Raw genomic sequence first — 19,139 nt, 5'->3', positions numbered from 1 at the left:
GGCGGCCTCGGCCCTGGGCGCTTGCGGCGCGGCCGCCGCGGCGCCGCCTTCGGCCGCTTCCACTTCCAGGATCACCGAGCCTTCCGATACCTTGTCGCCCACCTTCACGCTGACCGACTTCACCACCCCGCCCTGCGAGGCCGGAATCTCCATCGACGCCTTGTCCGATTCCACGGTGATCAGGCTCTGCTCGGCCTTGATCGTGTCGCCCGCCGACACCAGCACCTCGATGACTTCCACTTCCTTGAAATCGCCGATGTCGGGAACCTTGATTTGCACGACGTTGCTCATGTCTCTTTACCCTCAGGCGTATTGCGGGTTGGCTTTGTTCGGATTGATGCCGTACTTCTTGATGGCTTCGGCCACCTTGGAGGCGGGAACCTTGCCTTCGTCGGCGAGCGCGCGCAGCGCGGCCAGCACCACGAAATGGCGGTCCACTTCGAAGTGCTCGCGCAGCTTGTAGCGGAAATCCGAGCGGCCGAACCCGTCGGTGCCCAGCACCTTGTATTCGCGGCCCTTGGGCATGAACGGACGGATCTGGTCGGCAAACAGCTTCATGTAGTCGGTGGAGGCGATGATGGGGCCCTCCGTCTTGGCGAGCTGTTCGGTCACGTAGGCGACCTGCGGGGTCTTGTCTTCGGGATGCAGCATGTTGTGGCGCTCGGCGTCCAGGCCGTTGCGGCGCAGCTCGGTGAAGCTGGTCACGCTCCAGACGTCGGAAGCCACGCCGAAGTCGGCCTCCAGCAGTTCCTGGGCGGCCAGGACTTCGCGCAGGATGGTGCCCGAGCCCATGAGCTGCACGCGGTTCTTGCCCTTGCCGTGCGATTTCAGCTTGTACATGCCGCGGATGATGCCTTCCTCGTCGCCCGGGGTCAGGCCGGGCTGCGGGTAGTTTTCATTCATCACCGTCAGGTAGTAGTACACGTTCTCCTGGTCTTCCACCATGCGCTTGAGGCCATGCTGGATGATGACAGCCAGTTCGTGCGCGAACGTGGGGTCGTAGGACACGCAGTTCGGGATGGTCGAGGCCAGGATGTGGCTGTGGCCGTCTTCGTGCTGCAGGCCCTCGCCGTTGAGCGTGGTGCGTCCGGCCGTGCCGCCCAGCAGGAAGCCGCGCGCCTGCATATCGCCGGCGGCCCAGGCCAGGTCGCCGATGCGCTGGAACCCGAACATCGAGTAGTAGATGTAGAACGGGATCATGATGCGGTTGTTCGAGGAGTACGACGTGGCCGCCGCGATCCACGAGCTCATGGCGCCCGCTTCGTTGATGCCTTCCTGCAGGAGCTGGCCGTCGGCCGCCTCCCGGTAATACATGACCTGGTCCTTGTCGACCGGCACGTATTTCTGGCCTTCCGGCGCGTAGATGCCGATCTGGCGGAACAGGCCTTCCATGCCGAAGGTGCGCGATTCGTCGGCCAGGATGGGCACGACGCGCGGACCGAGCTGCTTGTCGCGCAGGATCTGGTTGAGCACGCGCACGAAAGCCTGGGTGGTGGAGATCTCGCGGCCCTCGGCGGTGGGTTCGAGCACGGCCTTGAAGGCGTCCAGCGCCGGCACCTTGAGCTGCTCGTCGGCCTTCTGGCGGCGCTTGGGCAGATAGCCGCCCAGGGCCTTGCGGCGCTCGTGCAGGTATTGCATCTCGGGCGAGTCTTCCGCCGGCTTGAAGTACGGCAGCTCGGCCAGCTTGTCGTCCGGGATCGGTATGGCGAAGCGGTCGCGGAACTCGCGGATGGAATCCAGCTCCAGCTTCTTCTGCTGGTGAGTGGGGTTCTTGGCCTGGCCGACGTGGCCCATGCCATAGCCCTTGATGGTCTTGGCCAGGATGACGGTGGGCTGGCCCTGGTGCTTGACGGCGGCGTCGAAGGCGGCGTAGACCTTGTGCGGATCGTGGCCGCCGCGGTTCAGGCGCCAGATGTCTTCGTCGCTCATGCGCGAGACGGCCTCCAGCAGCTTGGGATGCTTGCCGAAGAAGTGCTCGCGCACGAACTTGCCGTCGTTGGCCTTGTAGGCCTGGTATTCGCCGTCCACGGTTTCTTCCATGATGCGGCGCAGAATGCCTTCCTTGTCGTGCGCCAGCAGCGGATCCCAGTAGCCGCCCCAGATCAGCTTGATGACGTTCCAGCCCGAGCCGCGGAAGTCGCCCTCGAGTTCCTGGATGATCTTGCCGTTGCCGCGCACCGGGCCGTCCAGGCGCTGCAGGTTGCAGTTGATGACGAAGATGAGGTTGTCGAGCTTTTCGCGGGCCGCCAGGGCGATGGCGCCCAGCGACTCGGGTTCGTCCATTTCGCCGTCGCCGCAGAACACCCAGACTTTGCGCTTGCTGGTGTCGGCGATGCCGCGGGCGTGCAGGTACTTGAGGAAGCGCGCCTGGTAGATGGCCATCAGCGGGCCCAGGCCCATGGACACCGTGGGAAACTGCCAGAAGTCCGGCATCAGCTTGGGGTGCGGGTACGACGACAGGCCCTTGCCATCGACTTCCTGGCGGAAGTGGTTGAGCTGGTCTTCGGTGAGGCGGCCTTCGAGATAGGCGCGGCCGTACATGCCGGGCGAGGTGTGGCCCTGGAAATAGACCAGGTCGCCGCCATGGTCTTCCGTCTCGGCGTGCCAGAAGTGGTTCTGGCCGCAGCCGATCATGGTGGCCAGCGAGGCGAACGAGGCGATGTGGCCGCCCAGGTCGCGCCGTCGGGCGGGTTGTGCTTGTTGGCCTTGACCACCATGGCCATGGCGTTCCAGCGCACGTACGAGCGGATGCGCGCCTCGAGTTCGAGGTTGCCGGGGTGGGCGGGCTCCAGGCCGGGAGGAATCGTGTTGACGTAGGCGGTATTGGGCGAGAACGGGATGTGCGCGCCCGAACGGCGGGCTTCGTCGATCAGGCGCTCCAGCAGGTAGTGCGCGCGCTCCGGCCCTTCGCGGTCGAGGACTGCCGCCAGGGCTTCAAGCCATTCCTGGGTTTCTTGGGTGTCTTCGTCGTTGGCGGCCTGCACGGCGCCGGCCTGGGCGTAAGAGGACATCGTGTGTCTCCTGTTGGGGTTCGTTCATGACCACGCCCGCTTATTCGATGTATATGTCGATGTACTCGCGGACCAGGCGCGCCGGCCGGGATCTTCCGGGCCGCCACGGCAGGATGGGTCGGGCTGTATCGAGAAAGACCGCTGCAGGGTCGGTTCCCTATCAGCGGGCATTCTAAGAAAGAAGACGGATCGCCCGCAAGGAAAATTTCATGTTGCGGTACGGCATTTTATAATGTGAAAAATTGACGAAAAGCTGAACACCTGCGACCGCGATTTCGTCATACTTTGCGGACTATGGCAAAAGAGAGGCCCGGTCTCCGGGAATTACGTCCCGACACGAATTAAAATGCGGACTCATTCCCAGCCTAATTCCATGTCCAGCGCGCCAAAGTCGAATATACCCACTCCGTTTCACGATCACGCCCGCACGCGCCGGCGTGGGGTGTACTGGCTGACGCCCGCCCTGGTGCTCGTCCTGTACATCTGCGTGATGGGGGTGTTTTTCTGGTTGCAGCGCATCCATGACGACAGCGTCATGTTTGTGACCATCGACCAGGAAATGCGCCAGCAGCGCCTCATCTGGGTGGTGCTGGCGCTGTCGTGCGTGATTGTCATCAGCCTGCTGATGCTGTGGCGCTACACGCGCTTCCGCTCGGCCGCCGAGGCCGCGCTCATCGCCGAGACGGGTTTCCGCCGCGCCATGGAGAACTCCATGTCCACCGGCATGCGCGTGCTCGACATGGAAGGCCGCATCGCCTACGTGAATCCGGCGTTCTGCCGCATGATCGGCTGGAACGAGGCCGACCTCATCGGCCGCAGCCCGCCCTTCCCCTACTGGGTGCCCGGCCGCCACGAGCAGCACCAGCACACGCTGGATGTGCTCATGTCGGGCAAGACGCCCAGCAGCGGGCTGGAAGTGGAGGCGCAGCGCCGCGACGGCTCGCGCTTCACGGCGCGCATGTACGTGTCGCCGCTGCTGGACCCCAACGGCAACCAGATCGGCTGGATGACCTCCATGACCGACATTACCGAACCCAAGCGCATCCGCGAGGCGCTGACCGCCGCGCACGAGCGTTTCATGACCGTGCTGGAGGGCCTGGACGACGCGATTTCCGTCACCGCCGACACGCACGACGGCCTGGAGCTGCTGTTCGCCAACCGCACGTACCGGCGCGTGTTCGGCGCCCAGACGGGCGGCCACGACGAGCTGCTGGCCGGCCGCCGGGGCCGTTTCACGGACGAATCGGTGGAAGTGTTCGCGCCCTCCGTGCAGCGCTGGTTCGAGGTGCACCACCGCATGCTGGCCTGGACCGACGGCCGGCGCGTGCGCATGCAGGTGGCCCGCGACATCACCGAGCGGCGCAATCACGAGGAAGCCTCCCGCATACAGCAGGAAAAGATCCAGCTCACCAGCCGCCTGACCACCATGGGCGAGATGGCCTCGTCGCTGGCGCACGAGCTGAACCAGCCGCTGACCGCCATCGCCAACTACAGCATGGGCGCCGTGGCCCTGGTGAAAGCCGGCCACACCAGCCCCAACATGCTGCTGCCGGCGCTGGAAAAGGCCGCCTCGCAAGCCGAGCGGGCCGGCAAGATCATCAGCCGCATCCGCGAATTCGTGAAGCGCAGCGAGCCGCGCCGCCAGCGCGTGGCCATCGGCCGCATCGTGGAAAACGCCATCGGCTTCGCGGAAATCGACGCGCGCAAGCGCCGCATCCGCATCGAGAGCTTCGTGCCCTCGAACGCGCCCGACGTGCTGGCCGACCCGATTCTCATCGAACAGGTGCTGCTCAACCTGCTCAAGAATGGCCTGGAGGCCATGGAAAAGAGCGAGTCCGACGAACTCAAGGTGGCGGTCATTCCGCACGAGCAGCATATCGAAGTGGCGGTGGTGGACCGCGGCCACGGCCTGGCCGAGCCCGAGCGCCTGTTCGAACCGTTCTTCAGCACCAAGTCCCAGGGCCTGGGCATGGGATTGAATATCTGCCGTACCATTATCGAATCGCATCACGGCCGCCTGTGGGCAGATCCCAACCCCGCCGGCGGCACCATCTTCCGCTTCACCCTGCCCTGCGCAACCTCCCAGGCGCAGGCCCAGAACGATCAGTCCGAGGAGTTGCATGCATGAACACGCCCCCCCTGTCGAGCACGGTTTTCATCGTCGATGACGACGAAGCGGTACGCGATTCGCTGCGCTGGCTGCTGGAAGCCAATGGCTACCGCGTGCGCGCCTACGCCAGCGGCGAGACCTTCCTCGAAGATTACGACCCCGCCCAGGTGGGCGTGCTCATCGCCGACGTGCGCATGCCCGGCATGAGCGGCCTGGAGCTGCAGGAGCAGATCATCGCCCGCAACGCGCCCCTGCCCATCGTCTTCATCACCGGCCACGGCGACGTGCCCATGGCGGTGTCGACCATGAAGAAAGGCGCGGTGGACTTCCTGGAAAAGCCGTTCAACGAATCCGACCTGCGCGAGATCGTGGCCCGCATGCTGGAGCAGGCCACCGAGCGCGTGAGCAAGCACCAGGCGCAGAAGGATCACGAAGCCATGCTGGCGCGCCTGACCGCGCGCGAGCAGCAGGTGCTGGAGCGCATCGTCGCCGGCCGCCTCAACAAGCAGATCGCCGACGACCTGGGCATCAGCATCAAGACCGTCGAGGCGCATCGCGCCAACATCATGGAAAAACTCGAAGTGACCACCGTAGCAGACCTGATGAAAGTCGCCCTGGCAAAGCCGGAGGCGCACGCATGACCGCCATCCGGCCGAACCAAGGCGGTTCCGCAAGCCGCGAGCCCCTGACCCCTGGCCTGCGCGCCGGGCGCGCGGAGGCCCGCGCATGACCGCAAGAATCATCGACGGCGCCGCCCTGTCGCAACGCATCCGCGAGGAAGTCGCCCGGCGCGTGGCGGCCCTGTCGGCCCGGGGCGTGCGTCCCGGCCTGGCCGTGGTGCTGGTGGGCGAAGACCCGGCCTCCCAGGTGTACGTGCGCAACAAGGTCGCCGCCTGCGAAAAAGCCGGCCTGCATTCCGTCAAGGAGCAGTACCCGGCCGACATGACCGAGGCCGAGCTGCTGGCCCGCATCGACGCGCTGAACCAGGACCCGTCCATCCACGGCATCCTGGTGCAGCTTCCCCTGCCCAAGCACATGGACGCCCACCGCGTCATCGAGGCGATCGCGCCCGAGAAAGACGTGGACGGCTTCCATATCAGCAACGCCGGCCTGCTCATGACCGGCCAGCCGCTGTTCCGGCCCTGCACGCCCTACGGCGTCATGAAAATGCTGGAATCCGAAGGCGTGCCGCTGCGCGGCGCCGAGGCGGTCATCGTGGGCGCGAGCAACATCGTCGGCAAGCCCATGGCCATGCTGCTGCTGGCGGCCGGCGCCACCATCACCATCTGCAATTCCAAGACGCGCGACCTGGGCGCCCAGACCCGCCGCGCCGACGTGCTGGTGGTGGCCACGGGCAAGCCCGGCATGATCGACGGCTCCATGATCAAGCCTGGGGCCGTCGTCATCGACGTGGGCATCAACCGCGGCCCCGACGGCAAGCTGTGCGGCGACGTGGATTTCGCCTCCGCGAAGGAAGTCGCCGGCGCCATCACGCCCGTGCCCGGCGGCGTGGGCCCCATGACCATCGCCATGCTGCTGGTCAACACCGTCGAAGCGGCCGAGCGCGCCGCGGGCTGACGCGCGCGCCATGCCGGGAAGGCGCGCCGCTTTCCCGGCCGGCGAGCCCCGCCCCGCCGGCGGGATCCTCCGGTGAACCCTTGCCGATGCGGCCTTTCCGGCAAAGCCCGTTCTCTGGCGTCCGCCCGCCGGCCGCGCTTGATTTCCCGCGTTCAGCCCCCACCCTTTACCTATTCCCGTTTTCTTTACGCGTGCAGGCCATGACCCAGAATCCCCTTCTCGCTCCCGTTTCAGACCTGGTCGATTACGCGGCCGTCAAGCCCGCGCACATCGTGCCCGCCGTCGAGGAGCTGCTGGCCGGCGCGCGCCTGGCGGTGGACCGCGCCGCCGATCCCGCCCTGCCCCCCACCTGGGAGGCCGTGATCGAGCCGCTGGACACCGCTTCCGAACGCTTGTGGCGCGCCTGGTCGGTGGCCGGACACCTGAACGCCGTGGTCAACACGCCCGAGCTGCGCGAGGCCTATAACGCCGCGCTGCCGCGGGTTACCGAATTCTCCACCTGGGTGGGCCTGCACGAAGGACTCTACCGGCAGTACCAGCGCCTGGCCGCGTCCGCCGATTTCGCCTCGTGGAGCCCCGTGCGCCGCCGCATCGTCGAACTGGCCCTGCGCGACTTCCGCCTGAGCGGCGTCGAACTGCAAGGCGCGGACCGCGAGCGCTACGCCGAGATTTCCGACCGCGAGGCCCAGTCCTCGCAGAAGTTCTCGGAAAACGTGCTGGACGCCATCGACGCCTGGTCGCTCCACGTCGAAGACGAATCGCGCCTGGCCGGCATTCCGGCGACGTGCTGCAGGCCGCGCGCGCCGACGCCGAACAGGAAGGCAAGGCCGGCTGGAAACTCACGCTCAAGATGCCCTGCTATCTGCCCGTGATGCAGTACGCCCGCGACCGCGCGCTGCGCGAGGCGCTCTACCGCGGCTACGGCACCGTGGCCTCCGAGCAGGGCGACGCCCGCTACGACAATTCGCCGCTCATCGAAGAGCTGCTGGCGCTGCGCGCCGAGGAGTCGCGGCTGCTGGGCCTGGGCACCTTCGCGGCCTTGCGGCTGCAGACCCGCATGGCGCGCGACGCGGCCGAGGTCACCGCCTTCCTGCGCGACCTGGCGGCGCGCGCCAAGCCCTATGCCGAACGCGACCTGGCCGGGCTCAAAGCCTACGCGGCCGCCGAGCTGGGGCTGTCCGACCTGCAGCCCTGGGACGTGCCCTACGCCTCCGAGCGCCTGCGCGAGGCGCGCTATGCCTATTCCGAAGACGAGGTTAAGCAGTATTTCACCGAGCCCAAGGTGCTGTCCGGCCTGTTCGAGGTGATCGAGACGCTGTTCGGCGTGCGGCTGCGCGAAACCCCGGTTTCGTCCTGGCACGCCGACGTGCGCGGTGTGCGCGTGGAAAGCCCCTCGGGCGAACTCATCGGGCACCTGTACCTGGACCTGTACGCCCGCGCCGGCAAGCAAAGCGGCGCCTGGGTGGACAGCGAGCGCACCCGCCGCGTGGCGGGCGGACGCCTGCAGACGCCGGTCGCCTACCTGACCTGCAATTTCTCGCGGCCGGCGGGCGGCAAGGCGGCCATGCTCACGCACGACGACGTCATCACCCTGTTCCACGAAACCGGGCACGCCCTGCACGCCCTGCTCTCCGAAGTGGACGAGCCCGGCGCGGCGGCCTTCGCCAGCGTCGAATGGGACGCCATCGAGCTGCCCTCGCAATTCATGGAAAACTTCTGCTGGGAGTGGGCCGTGGTGCAGAAGCTGTCGGCCCACGTGGACACGGGCAAGCCCCTGCCCCGCGAACTCTACGACCGGCTGGTGGCCGCGCGCAACTTCCAGAGCGGCATGCAGACGGTGCGCCAGATCGAGTTCGCGCTCTTCGACATGCTCATGCATGACCGCCCGCAGGGCATTTCCATCGCCGACGTGCTGGCCCTGCTGCAGGAGGTGCGCGCCGAGGTGGCCGTGCTCTTCCCGCCTTCGTGGCACCGCCTGCCCCATGCTTTCTCGCATCTGTTCGCGGGCGGCTACGGCGCGGGCTACTACAGCTACAAATGGGCCGAAGTGCTGTCTGCCGACGCCTACGAGGCTTTCGAGGAAGCGGCGGCGCGCCAGCCCGGCAATGTCCTCGGCACGCTGGACCCCGAAACCGGCGCGCGCTTTCGCCGCGAAGTGCTGGCCGTGGGCGGCTCGCGCCCGGCGGCCGAGTCCTTTGCCGCCTTCCGGGGCCGCGCGCCCCGCATCGACGCGCTGCTGCGGCACAGCGGCATGGCCGCCTGACGCAGGAACCGGGGCCCGCCGCGCGGGCCCCGTTGCCATGGAACGGCCGCTTCAATCCGCAGCGGGCCTGCGCGCCGAAACCACCAGCCAGCGGCCGTGCACCGACTGGCGCGAAGCCGCCTGGCGCCAGAAACTGCGGCATTCCTCGTTTTCGGCGCGGCGGATGCGGCGCCGGTAGTACAGCTGCGAAGGCACCGCCAGCAGGTGCTCGATGGCCCGCTTGGGCTTGACCTCGTCTACCTCGTGCAGGGTGATGTCCTGGAAGCCATAGTGATGCAGCAACAGGTGCAACTGCGGGAAATTCCAGGGAAAGTACGTGATGTAGTCGCGGCCGCGCTGGCGCCCCACCATGGGCCGGAAGCCCGAATGGAACCCGCGCAGCAGGAACTGCAGCCGCGAGCGGAAATACCAGGTGTTGGGCGTGGTGACGATGAGCGTGCCGCCGGGCCGCAGCGCCCGGTAAAAGCTCTGCGCGAGCACGCCGGGGTTCGTCAGGAGATGGATGGCTTCGCAGCAGACCACCGCGTCATAGGCGCGCTCGCCCCGCAGCGGGGTGTCGAGATCGTGTTCGGCCACATGGCGGTAGCCGCCGTCCGGCCCGGGGAATTCCCAGAGGCCCAGGCCGTCGAGCTGGATGGCGAGATCGGGATGGCGCCTGAGCGCGCTGCCCAGCCAGCCGTCGCCGCATGGGGCGTCCAGCACCTCGGCGGCGCCGCGTTGTCTGAGGATGTCCAGCACGACCGGCTGGTAGGGGAACGTGATTGGGACCTGGGTTGACTGCATGTTACTGTTGCTGGCGCCGGCGGCGTTGGGAATGCTTATCATGGCTGACGAAACCCCGACTTTATTTCATCGCCGCGATAATACGGGGGATTCTCCCAACTGCTCACAATTTAGAGAGTTTTCTTAATTCGTTTTCCCGATCGGCCCGCCCCGGCGGGATTGCGCCAGGACAAAGCCGCCGGGCGCCCGCACGGGTAGAATCCGGGATCGACCCTGGCTGACTGTCCGACTCATGCGAATCCCGCTTGCCCTCCGCGCATGGCGCGGCCTGCTTCTCGCCCTCTGTGTCCTGGTTGCGGCCTGCGGCCCGGCCGCGGAACCGTGGGCCCTGCACGACGTCAAGGGCCACCTGCCCGATCTGAAGTTCTCGCTTTCCGGCGCCGGCGGCAAGCGCGTGAGCGCCGACGACTTCAAGGGCAAGACCGTGCTGCTGTTCTTCGGCTACGCGAGCTGCCCCGACATCTGCCCCACCACCATGGCGCAACTGAGCGCCGTGCTGCAGAAGCTCGGCGACAAGGCCGCCGACGTGCGCATCGTATTCGTCAGCGTCGATCCGCACCGCGACACGCCCGACGTGCTGCAAGCCTATGTGGACGCCTTCTCGGCCAACGCCATCGGGCTGACCGGCAACGAGAAGGAAATCGCCGACCTGGCGCGCCGCTACCGCGTCGCCTACCAGATCGAAAAACCCCGGCCCGGCGACGCCCCCGACTCGTACGAAGTGACCCACAGCCGCGGCGTCTATATTTTCGACAACCGCGGCAAGGCCCGCCTGCTGGCTTCGGACACCGACAGCACCGACGCCCTCGTGCACGACCTTTCCCGGCTCGTCGACGCCGCTTCCTGAGCGGCCCGGCGTTCCGCATACGTGTTGTTACACCCGCCCCGCGCCGGGCATGGGTATCATCACTGCGCAAGCCCAACTTTCCTTTGGACAAGGAGCAAGCGCATGAGCATTATCATCATGATCATCGTCGGGTTCGTGGTCGGGCTGATCGCCCGCGCCATCATGCCCGGAGACCAGAACATGGGCATCATCATGACCACCATCCTGGGCATCATCGGCTCGGTGGTCGCCGGCTTCCTGGGCCAGCAATTGGGCTGGTACGCGCCAGGCGAACCGGCAGGCTGGATCGGCTCGGTCGTGGGCGCCATCATCGTGCTTTTCGTCGTTGGGCTGATTGCCAAGAAACGCGCCTGACGCGTCAGCGCAAGAAAAAAGCCGATCGCGCGATCGGCTTTTTTCTTGCCTCTTCGGGAGCGGGGCGGGCGCGCAGAGCGTCCCGCCCTGCCCCGTCAGCCGCCTTCGGCCTGCGCGGACCTGACGGTGCGCTCGCTCCAGCCGCCGCCCAGCACTTTGTAGAGCGTGACGAGGTTGGAGAGCCGCGACAGGCGGGTGTTCACCAGCACCTGCTGCGAGCTGTAGAGCGCGCGCTGGGAATCGAGCACGCTGAGGTAGTCGTCGATGCCCTGCCGGAAACGCTGCTCGGAAAGATCGTAGGAGCGCTGGTTGGCGGCCACGAGCTGTTCCTCGGCGAAGATCTGGCGGTTCAGGGTGCCGCGGCCGGCCAGCGCGTCGGCCACTTCGCGAAAGCCCGTCTGGATGGCTTTCTCGTACTGCGCGACCTGGATGTTCTTCTGCACCTTGGCCAGGTCCAGGCCCGCCAGCAGCGAGCCGCCGGCGAAGATGGGCATGGTGATCTGGGGCGTGAAGCTCCAGGCGCCCGAGCCCGCGTCGAACAGGCCGCCCAGGCTGGCGCTGGCGGTGCCGGCCGAACCGGTGAGGCTGATGGTGGGGAAGAACGCCGCGCGCGCCGCGCCGATGTTGGCGTTGGCCGCCTTGAGCTGGTGCTCGGCGGCGCGGATGTCGGGCCGGCGCGCCAGCAGGTCCGACGGCAGGCCGGCGGGCAGGTTCGCGGCGAGCATGCCGTCGTCGAGCCGGGCGGCGCGGTCGAGCCCGTCCGCCACGTCGGGCGGCAGCGGCTGGCCCGCGAGCAGCACCAGCGCATTGCGGTCCTGCGCGGCCTGGCGGGTGTAGAGCGACAGGTTGCGCTCGGCCGTGCGCAGCGACACCTCGGCCTGGCTGAGATCCAGCGCCGTGGACAGGCCCTGGTCGTAGCTCTGCTTGGTGAGCGCGTATGAATCCTGCTGGCTCTTGAGCGTTTCGCGCGTGAGCTGCAGCAGTTCCTGGTCGGCGCGCAGGGTGAGGTAGGCGTTGGCCACTTCCGCGATCAGGCTGAGCTGCGTGGCGGTGCGCGTCTCGTCCAGCGCGAGGTAGGTTTCCAGCGCCTTGTCGCTCAGGCTGCGGATGCGGCCGAAGAGGTCGATCTCCCAGGACGCCAGCGCCCCGCCCACCTGGTAGCTGTGGCTGGTGGTGGCCTGGCCGCCGTAGGACAGGTCGGCCGGCGTGCGCTGGGCCGATTCCTGCGCCGCCACGCCCACGCTGGGCATGAGGTCGGCACGCTGGATGCGGTACTGCGCGCGCGCGGCCTCCACGTTGAGCGCGGCCACGCGCAGGTCGCGGTTGTTGGCCAGCGATATCTCGATGAGCCGCTGCAGCAGCGGGTCGGCGAAGAAGTCGCGCCAGCCGATGTCGGCGGCATTCACGCCGGGCGCGCCCTGCCCTTCGGCCTGCGCATAGGCGGGGCCGGAGGGATAGGCCGCGTCCACCGGCGCCTGCGGCCGCTCGTAGGTCGGAGCCAGCGAGCAGCCCGCCAGGGCCGCCGCCAGGGATACAGACAACAAAGTTCTCATCGGGTAATTCATTTCGGTTGTCCTTCCTCGCCCAGCGGACCCTCGGCGGCGGGCGCGTGCTTGTCGCCGCGCTCGCTCTGGCGCTGCACCTTGAAGACGCGCAGCATCACGACGAAGAAGGCGGGCACGAAGAAGATGGCCAGGAAGGTCGCGGTCAGCATGCCGCCGATCACGCCGGTGCCGATGGCGTTCTGGCTGCCCGAGCCCGCGCCGGAGGAAATGGCCAGCGGCACCACGCCCAGAATGAACGCCATGGACGTCATCAGGATGGGACGCAGACGCTGGCGCGCCGCATGGATGGCGGCTTCCGTCAGGCTGGCGCCCTGCTCGTAGTGCTCCTTGGCGAACTCCACGATCAGGATGGCGTTCTTGGCCGCCAGGCCGATGGTCGTGAGCAGGCCCACCTGGAAGTACACGTCGTTGGACAGGCCGCGCAGCAAAGTCGCGCCCAGCGCCCCGATGATGCCCAGCGGCACCACCAGCATGACGGCGGACGGGATGGTCCAGCTCTCGTACAGCGCGGCCAGGCACAGAAACACCACGATCAGCGAGATGGCATAGAGCGCGGGGGCCTGGGCGCCCGAGAGCCGCTCTTCGAACGACAGGCCGGTCCATTCGTAGCCCACGCCGGTCGGCAGCTTGGCCGCCAGGCGCTCCATTTCCTGCATGGCCGCGCCCGAGCTGTAGCCGGGCGCCGCCTGGCCCTGGATGTTGTACGACGGCACGCCGTTGTAGCGGTTGAGCTTCTGCGGACCGAAGGTCCATTTAGCGGTGGCGAAGGCCGAGAACGGCACCATGCCGCCTTCCTGGTTGCGCACGTACCACTTGTTCAGGTCTTCGGGCAGCATGCGCGCGGACGGCTCGCCCTGCACGAACACCTTCTTGACGCGGCCGCGGTCGATGAAGTCGTTGACGTACGACGAGCCCCAGGCCGTGGCCAGCGTGGCGTCGATGTCCGAGACGGCCACGCCCAGGGCGCGCGCCTTCTCGCGGTCGATGTTCAGCTCGTACTGCGGCGCGTCTTCGATGCCGTTGGGACGCACGCCCACCAGCATCGGGCTCTGCGCCGCCTCGGCCAGCAGCTGGTTGCGGGCGGCCAGCAGCTTCTCGTGGCCCACGCCGGCGCGGTCCATGAGCTGGAAGTCGAAGCCGCTGGCATTGCCCAGCTCCATGACCGAGGGCGGCGGCACCACGAACAGCATGCCGTCGCGGATGGTCTGCCGGAAATGGGCGTTGGCGCGGGCGGCGACCGCGGCCGCCTTCAGCGACGAATCGGTGCGCTCTTCCCAGTCGCGCAGCTTGACGAACAGCAGCGAGGCGTTCTGGCCGCGGCCGCCGAAGTTGAAGCCGTTGACCGCGAACACCGACGCGACCGCGTCCTTCTCGTTTTCGAGCAGGTACTTGGTGGCGGTGTCGATCACCTGCTTGGTGCGCTCCGCCGTGGCGCCCGGCGGCGTCTGGATCTGCGCGAACAGGATGCCCTGGTCTTCGTCGGGCAGGAAGGCCGTGGGAATGCGCATGAACATCCAGCCCATGGCGATCACGATGACCACGTAGATGAGCATGAGGCGCTTGGTGCGGTGCAGGCCGCGCGCCACGGAGTTGGCGTAGCCGTGGCTGCTGGCCTCGAACTTGCGGTTGAACCAGCCGAAGAAGCCGCGCTTGGTGCCGTGATGGCCCTTGGGAATAGGCTTGAGCAGCGTGGCGCACAGCGCCGGCGTGAAGACGATGGCCACCAGCACGGACAGCACCATGGACGAGACGATGGTGATGGAGAACTGGCGGTAGATCACCCCGGTCGACCCGCCGAAAAAGGCCATGGGCACGAACACGGCGGCCAGCACCATGGCGATGCCGATCAGCGCGCCGGTGATCTGCGTCATGGACTTGCGCGTGGCCTGCTTGGGCGTGAGCCCCTCCTCGGCCATCACGCGCTCCACGTTCTCCACCACCACGATGGCGTCGTCCACCAGCAGGCCGATAGCCAGCACCATGCCGAACATGGTGAGCGTGTTGATGGAGTAGCCGAAGGCCGCCAGCACGCCGAAGGCGCCGAGCAGCACCACCGGCACGGCCAGCGTCGGAATCAGCGTGGCGCGGAAGTTCTGCAGGAAGAGGTACATCACCAGGAAGACCAGGACGATGGCCTCGACCAGCGTCTTGAACACTTCCTCGATGGACAGGCTCACGAAGGGCGTGGTGTCGTATGGGTAGACCACGTCCATGCCCGGCGGGAAGTACGGCTTCAGGCTGTTGATGGTGTCGCGCACGTTCTGCGCGGTGTCCAGCGCATTGGCCCCGGGCGCCAGCTTGATCGCCAGGCCCGAAGCCGGCTTGCCGTTGTAGAAGCTGTCGATGGCGTAGGTCTGGCCGCCCAGCTCGATGCGGGCCACGTCGGCCAGCAGCACCCGCGAGCCGTCGGCGTTGACCTTCAGCAGGATGCGGCCAAAGTCCTCGGGCGTCTGCAGGCGCGAGGGGCCGATGATGGTGGCGTTGAGCTGCTGGCCGCGCACGGCGGGCAGCCCGCCGAGCTGGCCGGACGAAACCTGGACGTTCTGTTCCTTGATGGCGTTGACCACGTCGACAGTGGTCAGGTTGTAGTTGACCAGCTTGTCGGGATCCAGCCAGATGCGCATGGCGTACTGCGAGCCGAAGAGCTGGAAGTCGCCCACGCCCTGCGTACGGCTGATCGGATCCTGGACGTAGGAGGCCACGTAGTCGGCCAGGTCTTCCTTGGTCATGGAGCCGTCGGTGGAGACGAAGCCCGCCACGATGAGGAAGTTCTTCGTGGCCTTGGTGACGCGGATACCCTGCTGCTGCACTTCCTGCGGCAGCAGCGGCTGGGCCAGCGACAGCTTGTTCTGGACCTGCACCTGGGCGGTGTCGGGGTTGGTGCCCTGGCGGAACGTCAGCGTGATGCTCATGCTGCCGTCGGAATTGCTTTCCGAGGAGATGTATTCCAGCCCGTCAAGGCCGTTCATCTGCTGCTCGATCACCTGCACCACGGTGTCCTGCACGGTCTGCGCCGAGGCGCCCGGATAGGTCACCGAGATGCCGATGGCCGGCGGCGCGATGTTGGGGTACTGCGACACCGGCAACTGCAGGATGGAAAGCGCGCCGGCCATCATGAGCACGATCGCGATCACCCAGGCGAACACCGGCCTGTCGATAAAAAACTTTGCCATGCAAGGCTCCCTGACTACTGCTGCTTCGCGGCGGCTGCGCCGGCCTGCGATTGCGCGGACGTGGGCGCCGCGGCCTGCGCTTCGTTGGCCACGACTTCAATGCCGGGCCGCACCATCTGCAGACCTTCGACGATGACCCTGTCGCCGGCCTTCAGGCCGACGTGACCAGCCATTTGTCGCCGATGGCGCGGTCGGTCTTGAGTTCGCGCAGCTCCACTTTGTTGTCGGCGTTGACCACCAGCGCCGTGGGCAGGCCGCGCTGGTTGCGCGTGACGCCGCGCTGGGGCACCAGCAGGCTGTCGGCGTCCACGCCATCGGCCAGCCGGGCGCGCACGAACATGCCGGGCAGCAGCCGGTGCTCGGGGTTGGGGAACACCGCGCGCAGCAGCACCGAGCCGGTGCTCGGGTCCACCGTCACTTCGGAGAACTGCAGCTTGCCCGGCACCGGGTACTGCGAGCCGTCTTCCAGTGTCAGCGCCACCTGGGCCGCCTGCTCGCCCTCGGCGCGCTTGAGCTGCCCGCTGGCCAGCGCCTTCTGCAGGCGCAGCAGTTCCACGCTGGACTGGGTCACGTCCACGTAGATGGGATCGATCTGCTGCACCGTGGCCAGGGCCGCGCTCTGGTTGGCGGTGACGAGCGCGCCTTCGGTGACCGTGGAACGCCCGATGATGCCTTCGATGGGCGACAGCACCTTGGTGTAGACCAGGTTGATGCGCGCGGTCTCCAGCGCGGCCTTGGCCGACAGCACATCGGCCATCGCCTGGTCGCGCGCCGCCACCGCGTTGTCGTAAGTCTGCTGGCTGACCGCGCGCGTGGCGACCAGCGGCTTGTAGCGCTCGACGAGCAGCGCCGCGGTTTTCTGCTGCGCCTGCGCGCGGGCCAGCGCGGCCTTCTGGCTGTCGAAGCTGGCCTGATAGAGCGCGGGATCGATCTGGTAGAGCTGCTGGCCCGTCTTGACCTCGCCGCCCTCGGTGAAGAGGCGCTTCTGGATGATGCCGTTGACCTGCGGCCGCACCTCGGCCACGCGGTAGGCCGAGGTGCGGCCCGGCAGTTCCGTGCTGAGGGAAACCGGCTGGGTAGCCAGGGTAACGACGGTAACCTGGGGCTTGCCCGCCTGGGCCGCCTCCTGTTTCTTGCCGCAAGCGGCCAGGGTCAGGGCCGTTGCGGTCAGCGTCGCTACGGCCGCGCTGCGCCACAGGGCGCTGTGCTTGTTGATAGATTGCATTCCGATTTCCAAGAGAGTTACCCCTTTACTGCAAAGTCGGGCCGCGGCGCCGCGGGACCGCGGGGCCGGCCGACGGTAAACAGGATTCCGCCGGGGCGGCGGGCGGCCGCGGCGCCGGAAGGAAAAATGTCGTACACGGGGGAACGGGAGATGATGCTGCGTTGCAAAAGTTGCATTTTGCGTTATCCCGCACGAGAAACAAAGAGGCACTTTGCGAAAACATCGTTCCAGTTATGGGACAATTTAAGCTCCGCCTCCATGACAAAATGCCCCCATGAAACGCCTGCAAGGAATGGAACTCTTCGTCGAGGTCGCCAAGACGCACAGCTTCAGCCGCGCCGCGGCCGCCCTGGGCGTGCCCAAGTCGACCCTGTCGAGGCAGGTGGCCGAGCTGGAACGCTCGGTGGGCCTGCGCCTGCTGAGCCGCACCACGCGCAAGGTCGAGCTGACCGACGCCGGCCGCCTGTATTTCGAGCGGTGCCAACGCATCGTGGCCGAGGCGCAGATCGCGCACGAAGAGCTGCAGAAACTGGTCGACAGGCCGGCCGGACCGCTGCGGGTCAATATGCCCGCCGATTTCGGCACGGATTTCCTGGCGGAATCGTTCATGGATTTCTCCCGGCTTTATCCGGACGTCACTTTCTATCTGGACCTGGCCAATCCGGACCACGCGCAGCGCGTATTCCAGACCTGCGACATTTCCATCGAAATCGGCGAACTTCCCGATTCGAACCACATCGCGCGGCCGCTGGGCATGCTGCCCGCCTACCTGTATGCGTCGCGCGACTACCTGGAAAAGCACGGCGAACCGCGCCATCCCCATGACCTGACCCGGCACGAATGCATCGAGTTCCGCGCGAAAGGCGCGGGACAGGTCACACGATGGCCGCTCAACAACGGGGACCAGCACATCGAATTCACGCCGGGCAAGCGCTTTTCGGTCAACGGCGTCGCCATGGCGAGGCGGCTCGCCATGCTGGGCGCGGGCATCGTGGTGCTGGTGGGAGGGCAGTCCGCCGAACAGAAATCCGGCCAGTTGCAGCGGGTGCTGCCCGATTGGCAACTGGGGCCGTTTCCTGTCTATGCGGTGACCGAAACGCGGCTTCTGCCGGCAAAAACCCGGATCTTCATCGAGTTCCTCATGCAGCGGCTCGGCGCGGACGGCCAGGGCAAGAATACTCCCGCTTTCATGAAATAAAGATTAATGGGACGGTAATCGAAACCAACTGAAAAATCTGCAACGAGGTCAGAAGCGCTCGTCCTGGCGCAGATAGCGCCATTGCCCCAGCGGCAGGTCGCCCAGGGCCACGCGGCCGATGCGCACGCGCTTCAGGCCCACTACCTTCAGCCCCACCAGTTCGCACATGCGGCGGATCTGCCGCTTCTTGCCTTCGCGCAGCACGAAGCGGAGCTGGTCGCCGTTCTGCCAGCGCACCTGGGCCGGGCGCAGGGGCTTGCCGTCCAGCGACAAGCCATGATTGAGCAGGGCCAGGCCGTTCTCGGCCAGGCTGCCTTGCACGCGCACCAGGTATTCCTTCTCGACCGTGGAGTCCTCGCCGATCAGCTGCCGGGCCACCCGGCCGTCCTGCGTCAGCACCAGCAGGCCCTGCGAATCGATGTCGAGGCGGCCGGCCACCGCCAGGCCCTCGAGATGGCGGCGCTCGAAGCGCAGCGGCGAACGGTCGCCCGCGTAGCGGGAGCGCGCGTCGATGAGCGCCACCGCCGGGGTGTAGCCCTTTTCGGCCTGGCCGGACACATAGCCCACCGGCTTGTTGATGAGTATGGTCACGCGGGCGGTCTGCCGCGCCCGGGCGGCCCGCTCCAGCGTGATTTCCTGGTGGGGATAGGCGCGCGCGCCCAGCTCGGAAACCACTTCCCCGTCCACGCGGACCCAGCCGCGCTCGATGTAGTCGTCGGCTTCGCGGCGCGAACACAGCCCCCGCTCGGACATGAGCTTGGAGATACGTACTTTTTCCATGGGCGGTATTGTATGCGCGGGCCGCCCGCCGCCTCTTGGCATAATACGCAGCCATGATTACCGACGCAGCGCGATACGCCCCTCTTGCCCCCGGCTGGCTGGCCGGTCCGCCTCCCCTGCTCTCCCGCGCCCAGCGCCATTGGCTGTTCCGGCCCGGCGCGCTGACCGCCGGACTGCGGCAGCTCGGCCGGGTGCGGCTCGAGGTGCTGGCCGAATACGCCGAGGGCGGCGCGCGCGACGGAGGCCTGCCGC

General features: G+C 67.1%; 11 protein-coding genes and 4 pseudogenes. 8 read left to right on the top strand and 7 right to left on the bottom strand.

The genetic code is table 11. The features are described 5' to 3' along the window. A partial coding sequence (locus AD428_RS07850) for a biotin/lipoyl-containing protein (protein ID WP_304438935.1) occupies positions 1–291 on the bottom strand: 291 nt, incomplete at its 3' end. A 12-nt stretch (positions 292–303) separates the two neighbouring features. Further along, positions 304–3,011: pseudogene (gene aceE / locus AD428_RS07845) on the bottom strand (pyruvate dehydrogenase (acetyl-transferring), homodimeric type). 373 nt (positions 3,012–3,384) lie between these two features. Here aceE and AD428_RS07840 point away from each other — a divergent pair. From AD428_RS07840 to AD428_RS07825, 4 genes and pseudogenes are all read left to right on the top strand, one after another. Beyond that, positions 3,385–5,139 (top strand): PAS domain-containing sensor histidine kinase, encoded by a 1,755-nt coding sequence (locus tag AD428_RS07840; RefSeq protein ID WP_053244768.1) that lies wholly within the window; start codon positions 3,385–3,387, stop codon positions 5,137–5,139. Then, positions 5,136–5,762, top strand: coding sequence for a response regulator transcription factor (locus tag AD428_RS07835; protein WP_053244767.1), 627 nt, complete (start codon positions 5,136–5,138; stop codon positions 5,760–5,762). The genes AD428_RS07840 and AD428_RS07835 overlap by 4 nt, the downstream gene beginning before the upstream one ends. An 85-nt stretch (positions 5,763–5,847) precedes the next feature. Continuing rightward, positions 5,848–6,699 carry a bifunctional methylenetetrahydrofolate dehydrogenase/methenyltetrahydrofolate cyclohydrolase FolD gene (gene folD, locus AD428_RS07830; protein ID WP_053244766.1) on the top strand — a complete coding sequence of 284 codons (852 nt, stop codon included), beginning with the start codon at positions 5,848–5,850 and terminating at the stop codon, positions 6,697–6,699. A 200-nt stretch (positions 6,700–6,899) separates the two neighbouring features. Beyond that, positions 6,900–8,962 (top strand): annotated as a pseudogene (locus tag AD428_RS07825) (M3 family metallopeptidase). Between the two features lie 51 nt (positions 8,963–9,013). On the opposite strand, the gene AD428_RS07820 reads toward AD428_RS07825, so the two are convergent. Continuing rightward, the gene (locus AD428_RS07820; protein WP_082308313.1) at positions 9,014–9,745 is read right to left on the bottom strand and encodes a class I SAM-dependent methyltransferase; all 732 of its coding nucleotides are present in this window, start codon (positions 9,743–9,745) and stop codon (positions 9,014–9,016) included. Positions 9,746–9,977: 232 nt separating this feature from the next. Here AD428_RS07820 and AD428_RS07815 point away from each other — a divergent pair, with 232 nt between their 5' ends. Together AD428_RS07815 and AD428_RS07810 are read left to right on the top strand one after the other, a co-directional pair. After that, positions 9,978–10,592 carry an SCO family protein gene (locus tag AD428_RS07815; protein WP_053244765.1) on the top strand — a complete coding sequence of 205 codons (615 nt, stop codon included), beginning with the start codon at positions 9,978–9,980 and terminating at the stop codon, positions 10,590–10,592. 102 nt (positions 10,593–10,694) lie between these two features. Then, positions 10,695–10,946, top strand: coding sequence for a GlsB/YeaQ/YmgE family stress response membrane protein (locus AD428_RS07810; RefSeq protein WP_053244764.1), 252 nt, complete (start codon positions 10,695–10,697; stop codon positions 10,944–10,946). A 95-nt stretch (positions 10,947–11,041) separates the two neighbouring features. On the opposite strand, the gene adeC is transcribed toward AD428_RS07810, so the two are convergent. The 3 genes and pseudogenes from adeC to AD428_RS07795 all read right to left on the bottom strand — a co-directional run bounded on the left by adeC (position 11,042) and on the right by AD428_RS07795 (position 16,900). Further along, entirely contained in the window at positions 11,042–12,511 is a 1,470-nt protein-coding gene (gene adeC / locus AD428_RS07805; RefSeq protein ID WP_053244763.1) for an AdeC/AdeK/OprM family multidrug efflux complex outer membrane factor, read from the bottom strand. Next, entirely contained in the window at positions 12,508–15,684 is a 3,177-nt protein-coding gene (locus AD428_RS07800; RefSeq protein WP_053244762.1) for an efflux RND transporter permease subunit, read from the bottom strand. Before AD428_RS07800 ends, adeC begins: the two co-directional genes overlap by 4 nt. 14 nt (positions 15,685–15,698) lie before the next feature. Further along, a pseudogene (locus AD428_RS07795) lies at positions 15,699–16,900 on the bottom strand (efflux RND transporter periplasmic adaptor subunit). Positions 16,901–17,201: 301 nt separating this feature from the next. On the opposite strand from AD428_RS07795, the gene AD428_RS07790 reads away from it, so the two are divergent. After that, a complete protein-coding gene (locus tag AD428_RS07790) occupies positions 17,202–18,107 on the top strand; it encodes a LysR family transcriptional regulator (RefSeq protein WP_053244761.1) in 906 nt (301 codons plus the stop codon). 48 nt (positions 18,108–18,155) lie between these two features. On the opposite strand, the gene AD428_RS07785 is transcribed toward AD428_RS07790, so the two are convergent. Further along, complete coding sequence (locus AD428_RS07785) at positions 18,156–18,887, bottom strand: pseudouridine synthase (RefSeq protein ID WP_053244760.1); 732 nt, start codon at positions 18,885–18,887, stop codon at positions 18,156–18,158. Between the two features lie 53 nt (positions 18,888–18,940). Between AD428_RS07785 and AD428_RS07780 the strand changes: the two are divergent. Beyond that, positions 18,941–19,139: pseudogene (locus AD428_RS07780) on the top strand (chorismate--pyruvate lyase family protein); the annotation flags it as partial.

Source organism: Achromobacter sp. DMS1, from assembly GCF_001270295.1.
This window is presented reverse-complemented; position numbering and strand designations above follow the sequence as displayed.